Source organism: Streptococcus parasanguinis (genome assembly GCF_009717775.1).
Taxonomy (GTDB): domain Bacteria; phylum Bacillota; class Bacilli; order Lactobacillales; family Streptococcaceae; genus Streptococcus; species Streptococcus parasanguinis_AG.
This window is the reverse complement of the sequence record NZ_WMZF01000002.1, coordinates 135,865-149,620: the sequence shown is the minus strand read 5'-3', so window position 1 is coordinate 149,620 and position 13,756 is coordinate 135,865. Positions and strand designations below refer to the sequence as shown.

The following is a 13,756-nucleotide window of genomic DNA, read 5'->3' as shown; positions in this document are numbered from 1 at the left end:
GTTTTTGGATTGTCGAGCAAGACGCAGTGGTTGAGTGGTCTCTACTACGCTGATTTCATCAGCTTTTACAGCCCTACTCAACTGTGCGGAGGTGGGACGACGAAATCGAATTCTAACGAATTACCGATTTCTGTCCCACTCTCATTTTTTCACTTTGTATGTTACGCCCTTTGTATCTTGTTGGAATTGAACACGGGCTGCAGATTGTGTCAAAAAGATGAATCCTCCTAGAATCTTTTGGATTCTTCGTCGTATTCCCTATTTTGACTGTATCCGCTACGCCCTTTGTATCTTGTTGTTACGCTACTTCTTCTGTGAATTGGCTATTGTAGAGGTCGGCATAAAATCCATTTTGGCTCATGAGTTCTTGGTGGTTGCCTTGCTCGATAATATTTCCATCTTTCATCACAAGAATCAGATCCGCATTACGGATAGTGGACAAGCGATGGGCGATGACAAAGGAGGTCCGGCCTTCCATGAGTTTGTCCATGGCTTTTTGAATCAACTCTTCTGTACGGGTATCGACAGATGAGGTTGCTTCATCCAAGATAAGGAGCGGAGCATCCTTCAAGAGGGCACGCGCAATGGTCAAAAGTTGCTTTTGACCAACGGACAAGGTCACTGAATCATCTAATACAGTATCATAGCCATTCGGCAAGGTCCGAATAAAGTGATGGACCCCAACCGCTCGGGTTGCCGCTTCGACTGCTTCATCTGAAATATCGGTTTGATTAAAGACTAAGTTTTCCCGAATGGTCCCTTCAAAGAGCCAGGTATCTTGTAAGACCATCGAAAAAGCATCATGAACTTCTTCGCGACTCATGGCCTTAGTATCCACACCATCGATGGTAATTTTACCAGCTTGAATGTCGTAAAAACGCATCAAGAGATTGACCATGGTGGTCTTACCAGCACCTGTTGGACCAACAATGGCTACTTTTTGCCCCGGTTTGGCTTCAGCTGTAAAGTCATGGATAATAGTCTTGTCTGGTGAATAGCCAAAACGAACATGCTCAAATTTGACATGACCTTTTGTTGTTTCCAATTGACGTATTTTTTGGGATTCGTCTTCCATTTCTTCTTCGTCTAAGAATTCAAAGACACGCCTCATAGCAGCACTAGCTGATTGCAATTGGGTAATTCCTTGGGCCATTTGACCAATTGGTTGGGTAAAGATGCGGACATAGGTCATAAAGGCCACAATGGTCCCAATGGTAATATCTCCATTAATGGTGAGGGCAGCCCCTACGATACAGACCATGACATAACCAAAATTCCCTACAAACTGCATCAAGGGCATCATAATCCCAGAGAAGAATTGGGATTTCCACATGCTTTGATACAAATCTTGATTGATGGCATCAAAATGATCTTTGGCTTGATGACGGCCATTGTAGGAAATAACAACATTATGTCCACTATAGATTTCTTCAACATAGCCTGAAACTTTAGCAAGATTATCTTGTTGTTGCTTAAAGAGAGGTTGGCTCTTGACCATAATAATGCCGGAAAGAGCAAAACCTGCAAAGATGGACACAATCGCTGTCACCGCCAAGTGCCAGTCCGTCTTAAACATCATAAAGATGGAGCCAATCAATAAGACAACAGAAGAGACCATTTGAACCAAGCTTTGGTTAAAGGATTGGGTCATCAAATCCACGTCATTGGTCACACGAGACAAGGTATCTCCTTGTTCATGGCTATCAAAATATTGGAGGGGTACACGATTGATCTTCTCAGCAATGGCATTGCGCAAGCGTTCTGCGAAGCGCTGAATCATGGTTGAGATAATGAAACTACTGCTGTAGGACACCAGTGCTCCAACTCCATAAAGGATGGCTAAAGTCAGGGCAATCGAAGTGATTTTGTCAATATCAATGGCTCCTCCCATCCCTTTTGTGATGGTATCCGTGATTTCTTTTAACTTATCCGGTCCAATAACCGTGATAATACTCGATACGATCGAAAAGAGGATAGCAACTTGGAAAAATAGGTGGAAGCCCTTCAAATAGGGAGAAAGTTGTCTCCAAAGGGACGATTCTTGTTTTGTTTTATGCATGTTCCAACTCCTCCTTAGACAATTGTGAATAGGCAATTTCTTGATAGACTTCATTGGTCGCAAGCAATTCTTTGTGGGTGCCTTGACCGACGACCTTCCCTTGATCCAAGACCAAAATCAAATCCGCATCCATAATGGTCGAAATCCGTTGGGCAACGATCAATTTGGTCGTATCTGCCAGCTCTTCTTTCAGGGCTTGGCGCAGGATCCGATCCGTTTTGTAATCCAGGGCTGAGAAGGAATCATCAAAGATGAGGATCTCGGGCTTACGTGCAAGGGCACGCGCAATGGCCAAACGTTGACGTTGTCCTCCAGAGAAGTTGCTTCCTCCTTGCGCTACTTCTGTATCCAAGCCCTTCTCTTTTGTGGCAACAAACTCTTTGGCTTGGGCCAATTCAAGAGCTTTCCAGATGGCTTCATCCTCTAATTTTCCTTGACTACTTTCTCCAAATTCCATATTGGAGCGAATCGTGCCGCTAAAGAGCACTGCTTTTTGGGGAATGTAGCCGACTTTATTGTTCAATTCTTGGTGGCTATAATCCTTGACATTCACCCCATCCACTAAGATCTTTCCTTCTGTCGCATCGTAAAAACGTGGAATTAAATTGACCAAAGTGGATTTACCAGAGCCGGTTGATCCAATGAAGGCAACGGTTTGTCCCTTCTGAGCTGAAAAGGTAACATGCTCAATCACAGCACGGGAAGTCCTTCCATATCGGAAGGAAACATCTTGAAATTCTACACTTCCTTTTTCTCCAGACTCAGTCTTGGACACAGATGGAAAATCAACAGACGGCTCTAGAGCCAAGACCTGATTAATCCGTTTTGCGGATACCAAGGCACGAGGAAGAATAATCAAGATGGCCACCATCATCATAAAGCCAACGACAACCTGCATGGCGTAAGAAGAGAAAGTAATCATATCGGAGAAGACCTTGGTCCGATCCGCTAAGGCAGAACTCACGGCAAGCTTTGTAGGATCTTTTGGCATGGCGATATCATTGATCAAGTGCGCCCCAATCCAGTAGATAGCAAGGGTCAACCCACTTGATACCACTGTCATGACAGGGTTCATCAAAGACATCAAACGATAAACAAAGAGATTTAGACGGGTTAAGCCCTTGTTTTCAGCCTGGAATTTCTCATTTTGATAAGCTTCTGCATTGTAGGCGCGAACCACTCGCACCCCAGTCAAACTCTCCCGTGTCGTCGCATTCAAAGCATCGGTCAAACCTTGAACCTTTTGCTGGCGCGGAAAGGCAATAAGAACCAGAACAGAGAGAAGAATCAAGACCATCAAGACCGCAATCCCAACAGACGTTGTCCAGGCACTGCTCTTCCCCCAAATCTTGGTCAGAGCCCAAATCGCCATAATGGGACCACGCGTCACAACTTGCATCCCCATGACAATCATGATTTGTAACTGGGTCAAATCATTGGTTGTACGAGTCAAGAGAGAGGGAACGGAGAATTTCTTGATCTCGGCATCAGAGTAATCCATCACTTGATGGAAAATCTCTCCTCGAAGTCGCGTCGTAAAGCTGGCAGCGACTCTTGAAGCCAAAAAGCCCACAAAAACTGCCATCAAAAAGCTTCCAAAAGAGAAGAGCAACATCTTGCTTCCCGGATCCATAATATCAGAAACCTTGGTCCCATCCTTGGCTAAGAGGGTCGTGATATCGGATAAGTATTCAGGAGTCTTTAAATCCATCCAAACAGCCAGACAGATAAAGACCGTACTAAGGGCAATCATGCCCCATTCTTTGGCAGTTAACCGCCGAAATATATTGATCATTCCTCGCTCCTTTTTTTCATATTCTCATAAAATTGATGCATGACCCTGAAAAAGATGGCCAATTCTTCTTCTGATACACCAGCCATCATATCCTGGTCCACTTCTTCAAAGAATTGTTTCATGTCATTCAATTTATCTTTTACACTGTCTGTTAGGTAGACATACTTGGCCCGTTTATCGGTTGGACTAGGCTCTAGATAAATAAAGCCATTTTTCTCCATGCGCTTGATCAGGTTACTCGTCACGGATTTTGAGATATGAAGTTCCTGCTCAACATCCCGAATCAAGGTCACTTTCCCCTCCTTTTCACGATGAGATAAAAAGCCCAATACCTGACCTTGGGGTCCTGCGCTAAATTCAAGCCCTCTCTTCTTGGCCTCTCTTTCTACCATGAGGTGAATGAGATGACCGATTTTTTTAAATTCTAGTAAAGGTTTGTCCATCATTTCCTCCAAATAGTTCTCTTAAGAACTTTAAAGTTACTATGAGAACTATTTTAACACAAAAAAGATCCCTGTCAAGAAAAAAGTTTCCATAAGAACTAAAAAAAGGAGCCGAATCGACTCCATCCTTCATCTTTAGATAATAATGCCTTCTAGATGATCCATTTCATGCTGACAGATCTGGGCCGAAAAGCCTGACAAATGAATTGTTTTTGCTTTCCAATTCATATCTCGATAGGCCACTGAAATCTCCTCATAACGAGTGGTCGGCCGACTCCCCACCAAGGACAAGCATCCTTCCTCTGTTTGGTAAGGCTTTTTCTTTTCAAGGAGAACCGGATTAAACAGGACCAAATTTTCACTTCCCATTCGGATGATAATCGCTCGCTTTTTCACCCCGATCATATTGGCTGCTAAACCGACACACTCAAGGAGATGAGCATTTAAGGTGTCCTGCAAATCCAAAGCCAAGGTGCGATCCTCAGGTGTCGCTTCTTCTGACTTTTGACCCAAGAATAAGACATCTTTTACAATATTCTTTTTCATTCCTTCCTCACTTCTTGATAGATAGACGAAAGAAGAGAGTGGGACAGAAATCGGTAATTCGTTAGAATTGGATTTCATCGTCCCACCTCCGCACAGTTGAGTAGGGCTGTAAAAGCTGATGAAATCGGCGTAGTAGAGCCCACTCAACCACTGCGTCTTGCTCGACAATCCAAAAATAATTGAGAGGCTAGGACTTTTGTCCCAGCCTCCTCGCTCTTGTTTCTAACCTCTAAGAGACAATTGCTGCTTATTTTTTAAGCTTTTCGCTCACTTCTTTTGCAAGGACAAAGTTCCCCAAGGTCGCTGAACCATTGCCGGCAACTGCAGGTGTCACAATATAATCTCTCACATCAGGTACAGGGAGGTAACCGTTCAAGAGGGCAGTAAATTTCGTGCGAACACGATCTAACATATGTTGTTGAGCCATGACTCCTCCTCCAAAGACAATGACGTCTGGGCGGAAGGTAACTGTCGCATTCACTGCTGCTTGTGCGATGTAGTAGGCTTGAATATCCCATACATTGCTGTTGAGTTCAATGTTTTCCCCACGAATACCCGTACGAGCTTCGAGACTAGGACCAGCCGCAAAACCTTCCAAACAGCCATTGTGGAAAGGACAAACACCCTTGAATTCTTTTTCCACATCCATTGGGTGTTGGGCCACATAGTAGTGTCCCATTTCTGGGTGCCCAGCTCCCCCGATAAACTCACCACGTTGGATGACACCAGCTCCGATTCCTGTTCCGATTGTATAGTAAACCAAGTTTTCGATATGACCACCCGCATTGTTGCGTGCGACCACTTCTCCATAGGCAGAACTATTCACATCTGTTGTGAAATAGATAGGTACATTCAAGGCACGACGGAAGGCCCCAACGATATCTACATTGGCCCAATTTGGTTTTGGAGTCGTTGTGATGAAACCATAAGTGTTTGAATTTGGATCGATATCAATTGGTCCAAATGAACCAATCGCAAGCCCAACTAGATCCTCAAATTTTGAGAAAAATTCAATACACTTATCAATCGTCTCAATTGGCTTGGTTGTTGGAAATTGTACTTTTTCCACAACATTATAGTTTTCATCACCAACCGCACAAACAAATTTTGTACCGCCAGCTTCCAAACTTCCATATAATTTTGTCATGTTGGCTCCTTTTTTATTATGAAAAATATCCTGTATTTATTATAGCATATTTTGTAGTCAATCTTTTTCTCTTCTCTAAAGAAAAAACACACTTTTTTTGAGAAATAAAATTCAAGGACTGGAGATGATAGACCAGTCCTTGAAAACTTATTGTTTCGATTAAGCTTTGACTTCGATGATCGCATCACCCTTCGCAACAGATCCAGTTGCAACAGGTGTGACAGAAGCATAGTCAGCTGTGTTAGTGACGATCACCATAGTTGTGTCTTCAAGACCAGCTGCGGCAATTTTCGCTGCATCAAATGTACCAAGGACATCACCAGCTTTCACTTTATCACCTTGAGCTACTTTTTGATCAAATCCTTCACCGTTCATTGATACTGTATCAATCCCAACGTGGATCAAGATTTCAGCACCATTAGCGGTCTTCAAACCGTAAGCGTGACCAGTTGCAAAAGCAATGGTTACTTCAGCATCAGCTGGTGCATAGACAACGCCTTCAGTTGGTTTGATGGCAATTCCTTGTCCCATCGCTCCACTTGAGAAGACAGGATCATTCACATCAGACAAAGCAACAGCTTGACCAACGATCGGAGAGATAATGGTTTCGTCTTGAAGAGATGCTGGAAGAGCTCCAGTTGTTTCTTCTTCAATAATAGCTTCTGCTTCTTTGTCCTCTGCAGGAACTGATGAAGCTTCATCTTCATAACCAAACATATAAGTCAAACCGAAACTTAGGGCAGTTGTAAATACAACCATAAATACATATTTCAATAATTGACCGTTTAGATAGAGAAGCGTTCCTGGAATAATTGTAATACCAAATCCTGTACCAGCAAGATTTAACATAGATGCAATCCAACCACCTACTGCACCTGCTCCCAAAGCAATAACGAATGGTTTCACATAACGCAAGTTTACACCAAAGATTGCAGGCTCAGTAATACCTAACAAGGCAGAGATAGTTGCAGGAAATGCTAGAGCTTTCACTTTTTGAGATTTAGATTTCACTGCCACTGCTAAAGTAGCTCCAGCTTGTGCAGTCATAGCCGCTGTAATAATTGCATTAAATGGATCTTTTTTATCTGCAGTAATTAATTGTGATTCAAGAAGATTAAAGATATGATGGACGCCGGTAACGACAATCAACTGATGAACGCCACCAATAAGAAGACCTGCAAGACCAAATGGTAAATTCAAAATAAACTTAGTTACATTTAGTACATATTCTTCGATACTGTGGAAGAATGGACCAATAATAAACAAAGCGAGGAATGACATGATTGTCAATGTGAATAATGGAACCAATAACAAATCTAAGACATCTGGAATTTTCTTATGGAGCCACTTTTCAAGTTTCGCACCAATTAGACCAACGAAGAAAGCGGGAAGAACTGAGTTCTGGAATCCAACCACATGATGGAAGATACCAAAGTATGTTGCTGCTTTAGAAGGATCTTCCGCTACAACCCACGCATTTGGAAGTGTCGGACTAACCATCATCAAACCAATTACAATCCCAAGAACAGGATTTCCTCCGAATACTCGGAATGCAGACCATGAAATCAAGGCTGGGAAGAAGGCAAACGCGGTATCAGTTAAAATTGTTGAATAGGTATAAAAATCAGTAGATTTAAATGCATCTGCTGTTGTGCCAAACAAAGCCAAAACCTGGTCTTGAGCAATGGCACCACGAATCCCCATAAACAATCCAGTCGCAACAATTGCTGGTAGAATTGGAACAAAAACGTCTCCAAAGGTACGGATCGCGCGTTGGAACCAGTTTCCTTGTTTAGCGGCTTCTGCTTTCATTTCATCTTTTGATGATGTTGGTAAGCCAAGAGCTACTACTTCATCATAGATCTTGTTTACAGTACCAGTACCAAAGATGATTTGGTATTGACCTGAGTTAAAGAAAGCACCTTGTACTTTTTCAATGTTCTCAACAACATCTTTGTTGATTTTTGATTCATCTTTTACCATCACGCGAAGACGAGTCGCACAGTGAGCAACACTGCTAACGTTCTCAACCCCACCGATTGCATCGATGACCTGCTTTGCAATTTCTGTATTTGACATTTTGCAAAAATCTCCTTATTTTTTGTAATGTAAACGGTTAAATCGTTTCTACGTTTTTAATTGTACCACGTATTGAAAATATGTCAAGCGTTTTGCAGGATTTTTTTGAAACTTTTTTGGACTTTTTGACACCTTTTGACAGTATGAAACTATTTTCATTTTAAAACAGGCCTGTACTACGCTTTTTAGCACTTTAAATCAGACTTTTATTTTCATTTTCTTTCATATTTTCATAAATTTTCAACTTCTCCTCTTTTCTTCAGGCTGCAAAATAGCTGTCAATCGTTTGACATTTTTTGCCATTTTTTTCATTTATCGCTTGCATTTTTAATAGGAAATCGGTACTATGGAAGTAAGAAAAAATTCGGAGGAATAAAATGGAATGGACAACTGAACGTCGTTACAGACGTTACGAAGACTGGACAAAAGAGGAAAAGCAAGCCATCCAAGATCTTATGGAGAAATCTCCTTGGCATACACACTATCATGTTGAGCCAAAAGCTGGTCTCTTAAATGATCCTAACGGTTTTTCCTACTTTGATGGAAAATGGATCTTGTTTTACCAAAATTTCCCATTTGGTGCAGCCCATGGGTTAAAATCATGGGTACAAACAGAAAGTGAAGACTTGGTTCATTTCAAAGAAACTGGTGTAACGCTTCTTCCAGACACAGATCTGGATAGCCATGGAGCTTATTCCGGATCAGCCATGCAGTTTGGTGACAAACTATTCCTATTCTACACCGGAAATGTTCGTGATGCAGAATGGGTTCGTCATCCTTACCAAGTCGGTGCTTTGATGGATAAAGACGGCAAGATTGAAAAAATTGACAAAATCTTGATTGATCAACCGGCTGACTCTACGGATCACTTTCGTGACCCACAGATTTTTAATTTCAAAGGTCAATTCTACGCTATCGTTGGTGGTCAAGACCTTGAGAAGAAAGGATTCATCCGTCTCTATAAGGCTGTAGATAATGACTATTCCAACTGGGTTACAGTCGGTGACTTGGATTTTGCAAACGATCGGACAGCTTATATGATGGAATGTCCCAACCTAGTCTTTGTAGGAGACCAACCCGTTCTCCTATACTGCCCTCAAGGCTTAGATAAAGCCGTTCTCGATTATGACAATATCTATCCAAATATGTACAAGATTGGGGCAAGCTTTGACCCAGAAAAGGCCAAAATGGTTGATGTATCTGAATTGCATAATCTCGACTATGGTTTTGAAGCCTATGCCACTCAAGGATTTAATGCTCCCGATGGACGTGCCTATACTGTTAGCTGGCTAGGTCTTCCAGACGTTTCTTATCCAACGGATTCCTATGACTACCAAGGAGCTCTCTCACTGGTCAAAGAATTAACCATCAAAGATGGCAAGCTCTACCAATACCCAGTTGAAGCCATCAAAGACTTGCGCGCTGAGAGTGAGGAATTTGCCAACAAGGCACAAACCAAGAACTGCTATGAATTGGAATTGCAGTTTGAAAAGGATAGCCAGAACGAAATCGTCCTCTTTGCCGATGCAGAAGGGAAGGGCTTAGCTCTCACATTTGATCTGGCTAAAGGATTGGTCACAGTCGATCGAAGCCAGGCTGGTGAGCAATATGCCCAAGAATTCGGTGCGAGCCGTAGCTGCACAATCGCTAACCAAGCAACAACCGCTAATATTTTCATTGACAATTCGATTTTTGAAATCTTTATCAATAAAGGAGAAAAAGTATTTTCTGGTCGGGTCTACCCACATGCAGATCAAAATGGAATCTTGATCAAGTCTGGAACCCCTACTGGAACTTACTACGAACTTGATTATGGTCGCAAAGCTAACTGATGTCGCCAAACTCGCCGGTGTCAGCCCTACTACTGTCTCACGGGTTATCAATAAAAAAGGATACCTGTCTGAGAAAACGATCCAAAAAGTCCAAGAAGCCATGCGAGAATTAGGCTATAAACCTAACAATGTTGCTCGAAGCCTCCAAGGAAAATCAGCCAAGTTAGTCGGCTTGATCTTTCCCAACATCAGCAATGTTTTCTATGCTGAATTAATCGACAAACTAGAACACCAACTCTTCAAACATGGCTATAAAACCATCATCTGCAATAGTGAGCACGACTCCGAGAAAGAGCGCGAATATATTGAGATGTTGGAGGCTAACCAGGTAGATGGCATCATTTCAGGAAGTCATAATTTGGGCATTGAAGATTACAACCGGGTAACTGCTCCTATCATTGCTTTTGACCGCAACCTCTCCCCAGAAATTCCGGTTGTTTCTTCAGACAACTATGCTGGTGGAGTGCTAGCAGCAGAAACTTTAGTAAAAACCGGAGCCCGAAATATTATCATGATCACAGGTAATGACAACTCCAACTCCCCAACTGGCTTGCGTCATGCGGGATTTGCATCAGTTCTACCTGAGTCCATGATCATCAATGTTTCCAGTGATTTCTCCCCTATTCGCAAAGAAATGGAAATCAAACAGATTTTAACCCACCACAAACCAGACGCTATTTTTGCCTCCGATGATTTGACGGCGATCTTGATCATGAAAGTCGCTAGAGAATTAGATATTCAGATTCCTCAGGATTTGAAAGTGATTGGTTATGATGGAACCCAGTTCATCGAGACCTATACACCTGAACTGACAACCATCCAACAACCCCTCGAAGACATTGCTATCCTCATGGTGGATCTTTTACTCCAAAAGATCGAAGGAAAAAAAGTAGCGACTACCGGTTATTTCTTGCCCGTTAGTCTCCACTCTGGAAAAAGTGTCTAAAACAACCCCTACAGTTCTATACTGTAGGGGTTGTTATTCGTCAAAAAAAGGCTGGGCAAAAACTGTCTAGCCTTTTATATATAATAGAAATAACTGTATGACGCAGTGGTTGATTGGCATCTTTGTTCGCCTTTTAAGCTCCAAAGATGACCTAATCAACTGTGCGGGGGTGGGAAAACGAACTCTTTTAACTAGTTGGAGTTCTTTCCCACTCCCTTTTTACTTATTCTTCTGTCACAAATTGACTGAGGACACCGTTGACAAATCGTGAAGAGGTTTCATCTGAAAAGGCCTTGGCCAATTCCACCGCTTCATTGACTGCGACGATCTGTGGTGTATCAAACTCTGTCATTTCATAAATTCCCAGACGAAGGATATTTTTCTCTACCAAGGTCAAGCGCTCAACAGTCCAGCCGGTTTTCAAATGTTGACCGATTTGTTGGTCTAGTTGATCTTTTGACTGATAGACACCCGTCACGAGATTCATGAGAAAGGCAGGAAGATCGACTTCTTTGTCTTCTGCTAGGTCCTTGTCATGTAGATAAGCAAAGCGACAAGCTTCAACAATGTCTCCATCGTATTCCAAGGCCATCAAGGCTTGGAAGGCACGCTCACGCAAATCTCGACGTGATTCTAATAAAATTTCATCAGTCATTGAGGAAGTCCTCATTAAACAAGTCTTTCAAGTCTGGTTTTGGAGATTTTTCCGTTGCGATACCAACAACGTGAATGTTGACAGCATCCAAGGTTACATCTGCCATATCATAAACTGCAGACTTAACCGCTTTTTGAATGGCTACAGCGACAGATGGTACAGCCACTCCATATTCTAAATAGAGATAGATGTCTACTGAAACTTGACCATCTTCTTCTGTATGAAGGTAGACGCCACGTCCAAGGGAGCGTTTGGATAAGCTATCTGAAACACTCTTGTTTTCAAGCGAATAGACACCCTCTACTTTTGCTGTCGCAATCGCAATAATTTTTTCTAATACACGTGGTGCAATAACGATGTCACCAAATTGTTCAGTTGCCATAGAAGTTCCTTTCTATTTGACACCCTGAGATGTCTCTTATGCACGAGAAACGTAAGTTCCTTCAGTAGTGTTAATGACCAATTTTTGTCCAGCTTCGATGAAGTCAGGAACGTTTACGACCAAACCAGTTTCCATTGTAGCAGGTTTACCAGAACCAGTCACTGTAGCACCTTTGATAGATGGTTGAGTTTCTGCAACAGTTAATTCAACAGTTGTAGGAACTGTTACACCGATCACTTCGCTTCCGTAGAATTGAATTTTTACTTCTGAATTTTCAAGGATGTAAAGCAATTCTTGTTCTACATTCACAACTGGAATTTCATATTGGTCATATGTTTCCGTGTTCATGAAGTAGGCTGTATCATCCATTTTGTACAAGTATTGAGCTGGGACAGTTTCGATAATCGCTTGTTCAAATTTTTCTTCTGGACGGTAGCTTGTATCAAATGTTGAACCAGTACGGACATCACGCAATTTCATACGCATGATAGTGTTTCCTTTACCTGGTTTGTGGTGGCTAGCTTCCAAAACGCGGATCAATTTTCCGTCAGCTGTTTCAAAAGTCATACCAGCTTTCAATTTACTTGCTTCAATCATGTTTTATTACCTCTTTTTTAAAAATAGATTACTCTTTATTGTAACACACTATTTGATTTTTCTCAAACAGCAATTTTCCCTTTTTAGGAAGGCTAGAAGGCGGAGAGAGATTGCAGAAACGAGTCCTTCGAATCTCTACATCTCCAACTCCATCTTCACAATTCCTTATTGATCCACAGGCACAATATTGCCATCCGCATCTTTGGTGACATGGACATACTTTCCATCTACTTCAATGTAGAAGGTATGAGGCTTGTCTTGAGCTGGAGAGGCTTGTTTTTGAAGGTCATTGCCAAGGGCTTGACCCAAGTTCATCCCCATGATCATGTTCATGCCATTACCACCTTCATTTTTAGCAGCTGCGACCAAGGCTTCATTGCGAGCACGACGTTCTTCGATTTCAATGGTATTGTACTTCATCGCTGCCAATTCACTGTCCAGTTTATTGACCTTGGCCATACTGTCTGCATCGTAGCTCAAATCTTCGATGAGGACATTGGTTAATTCGATACCATATAATTCTGTCCAAGTTTTGTTGACTTCGCGTTTTGCAACTTCATTGAAGACATCTTGGTCCGCATTGATATTGTAAATGTCCGCCTTATTTTCTGCTGTATATTTTGAAATGGCCACTGCAATTTTTGGAGCCAGGTTTTGGCGTAAGGTTCCCTGAGCCACATCTTCCAAGGTAAATGGCTTATCTGTAGTGATTTGACGACTGACTGCACTGATGTAAAAGAGTACAGGATCTGCTACTTTAACATCATAAAGACCATAAAAACGAATACTAAGAAGTTGTTGGTAACGGTCGCTAAAATACTCGACTGGATTTTGAGTGCCAAATTTATTTCCTGTAAAAGGTTGCATCCGCACAAAAATAATTTCTTGTTGGGTGACCACTTGGCCTCCAAATGAGAAACGATTCTTGAACTGATCCCACGTTCCTTTCACACCACCCTTTTCAAACAACCAGGCATTTTCACCGGCTTGCCATTCGTGGCTCCCTGCTTCTAGAAGGTCTCCTAGAAACGTTCCATTATTGACCAAGAGAGCAACATATCCTTGGGGAACGATGACAACAGAGCCATCTGTCAATAGACCTGTATTTTGGTTGCTCTGACGAGAGCGCCCATCTGGATCTTTGGTCAAGAGCTGTCCCTTAATGGCCAAAGCTGTTGCTGGAACAGCTTCCGGCAAGGTAATGGCTTCCTTAAATTTACTATCTTGAAAACTTGAAATGCCCGCTGAAAGGGCTGCTTTAATAAATCCCATACA

Annotated in this window: 12 protein-coding genes; 2 read left to right on the top strand and 10 right to left on the bottom strand. The window is 42.2% G+C overall.

Annotated elements, in window-relative coordinates; genetic code table 11:
* Positions 1 to 298 precede the first annotated feature (298 nt).
* The 6 genes from GMC92_RS04865 to GMC92_RS04835 form a co-directional block, all read right to left on the bottom strand.
* Positions 299 to 2,059, bottom strand: coding sequence for an ABC transporter ATP-binding protein (locus tag GMC92_RS04865; RefSeq protein WP_070665529.1), 1,761 nt, complete (start codon positions 2,057 to 2,059; stop codon positions 299 to 301).
* Positions 2,052 to 3,854: an ABC transporter ATP-binding protein gene (locus GMC92_RS04860; protein ID WP_155199893.1), complete on the bottom strand. Its 1,803-nt coding sequence runs from the start codon at positions 3,852 to 3,854 to the stop codon at positions 2,052 to 2,054. Before GMC92_RS04860 ends, GMC92_RS04865 begins: the two co-directional genes overlap by 8 nt.
* Positions 3,851 to 4,297 (bottom strand): MarR family winged helix-turn-helix transcriptional regulator, encoded by a 447-nt coding sequence (locus GMC92_RS04855; protein WP_021153785.1) that lies wholly within the window; start codon positions 4,295 to 4,297, stop codon positions 3,851 to 3,853. Before GMC92_RS04855 ends, GMC92_RS04860 begins: the two co-directional genes overlap by 4 nt.
* 135 nt (positions 4,298 to 4,432) lie before the next feature.
* Positions 4,433 to 4,843: a peptide deformylase gene (locus GMC92_RS04850; protein WP_049507051.1), complete on the bottom strand. Its 411-nt coding sequence runs from the start codon at positions 4,841 to 4,843 to the stop codon at positions 4,433 to 4,435.
* A 247-nt stretch (positions 4,844 to 5,090) separates the two neighbouring features.
* The gene (gene scrK / locus GMC92_RS04840; RefSeq protein ID WP_003016958.1) at positions 5,091 to 5,990 is read right to left on the bottom strand and encodes a fructokinase ScrK; all 900 of its coding nucleotides are present in this window, start codon (positions 5,988 to 5,990) and stop codon (positions 5,091 to 5,093) included.
* A 159-nt stretch (positions 5,991 to 6,149) separates the two neighbouring features.
* Positions 6,150 to 8,069 carry a sucrose-specific PTS transporter subunit IIBC gene (locus GMC92_RS04835; protein ID WP_003008594.1) on the bottom strand — a complete coding sequence of 640 codons (1,920 nt, stop codon included), beginning with the start codon at positions 8,067 to 8,069 and terminating at the stop codon, positions 6,150 to 6,152.
* 377 nt (positions 8,070 to 8,446) lie between these two features.
* Here GMC92_RS04835 and GMC92_RS04830 point away from each other — a divergent pair, with 377 nt between their 5' ends.
* Together GMC92_RS04830 and GMC92_RS04825 are read left to right on the top strand one after the other, a co-directional pair.
* Positions 8,447 to 9,901, top strand: coding sequence for a sucrose-6-phosphate hydrolase (locus GMC92_RS04830; RefSeq protein WP_155199892.1), 1,455 nt, complete (start codon positions 8,447 to 8,449; stop codon positions 9,899 to 9,901).
* Entirely contained in the window at positions 9,882 to 10,847 is a 966-nt protein-coding gene (locus GMC92_RS04825) for a LacI family DNA-binding transcriptional regulator (RefSeq protein WP_049471835.1), read from the top strand. Before GMC92_RS04830 ends, GMC92_RS04825 begins: the two co-directional genes overlap by 20 nt.
* Before the next feature lie 223 nt (positions 10,848 to 11,070).
* Here GMC92_RS04825 and nusB read toward each other — a convergent pair whose 3' ends face one another.
* From nusB to GMC92_RS04805, 4 genes are all read right to left on the bottom strand, one after another.
* Positions 11,071 to 11,502, bottom strand: coding sequence for a transcription antitermination factor NusB (nusB, locus tag GMC92_RS04820; protein ID WP_003008602.1), 432 nt, complete (start codon positions 11,500 to 11,502; stop codon positions 11,071 to 11,073).
* Entirely contained in the window at positions 11,495 to 11,884 is a 390-nt protein-coding gene (locus tag GMC92_RS04815) for an Asp23/Gls24 family envelope stress response protein (RefSeq protein WP_003005404.1), read from the bottom strand. The genes nusB and GMC92_RS04815 overlap by 8 nt, the downstream gene beginning before the upstream one ends.
* A 36-nt stretch (positions 11,885 to 11,920) precedes the next feature.
* Entirely contained in the window at positions 11,921 to 12,481 is a 561-nt protein-coding gene (gene efp / locus GMC92_RS04810; RefSeq protein ID WP_003005479.1) for an elongation factor P, read from the bottom strand.
* Positions 12,482 to 12,646: 165 nt separating this feature from the next.
* The gene (locus GMC92_RS04805; protein WP_061590914.1) at positions 12,647 to 13,753 is read right to left on the bottom strand and encodes an SPFH domain-containing protein; all 1,107 of its coding nucleotides are present in this window, start codon (positions 13,751 to 13,753) and stop codon (positions 12,647 to 12,649) included.
* Positions 13,754 to 13,756: the final 3 nt, after the last annotated feature.

Coding starts and splice junctions, on each gene's coding strand:
- GMC92_RS04865 (WP_070665529.1), bottom strand. CDS start 2,059: ATGCATAAAACAAAACAAGAATCGTCCCTTTGGAGACAACTTTCTCCC.
- GMC92_RS04860 (WP_155199893.1), bottom strand. CDS start 3,854: ATGATCAATATATTTCGGCGGTTAACTGCCAAAGAATGGGGCATGATT.
- GMC92_RS04855 (WP_021153785.1), bottom strand. CDS start 4,297: ATGGACAAACCTTTACTAGAATTTAAAAAAATCGGTCATCTCATTCAC.
- GMC92_RS04850 (WP_049507051.1), bottom strand. CDS start 4,843: ATGAAAAAGAATATTGTAAAAGATGTCTTATTCTTGGGTCAAAAGTCA.
- scrK (WP_003016958.1), bottom strand. CDS start 5,990: ATGACAAAATTATATGGAAGTTTGGAAGCTGGCGGTACAAAATTTGTT.
- GMC92_RS04835 (WP_003008594.1), bottom strand. CDS start 8,069: ATGTCAAATACAGAAATTGCAAAGCAGGTCATCGATGCAATCGGTGGG.
- GMC92_RS04830 (WP_155199892.1), top strand. CDS start 8,447: ATGGAATGGACAACTGAACGTCGTTACAGACGTTACGAAGACTGGACA.
- GMC92_RS04825 (WP_049471835.1), top strand. CDS start 9,882: ATGGTCGCAAAGCTAACTGATGTCGCCAAACTCGCCGGTGTCAGCCCT.
- nusB (WP_003008602.1), bottom strand. CDS start 11,502: ATGACTGATGAAATTTTATTAGAATCACGTCGAGATTTGCGTGAGCGT.
- GMC92_RS04815 (WP_003005404.1), bottom strand. CDS start 11,884: ATGGCAACTGAACAATTTGGTGACATCGTTATTGCACCACGTGTATTA.
- efp (WP_003005479.1), bottom strand. CDS start 12,481: ATGATTGAAGCAAGTAAATTGAAAGCTGGTATGACTTTTGAAACAGCT.
- GMC92_RS04805 (WP_061590914.1), bottom strand. CDS start 13,753: ATGGGATTTATTAAAGCAGCCCTTTCAGCGGGCATTTCAAGTTTTCAA.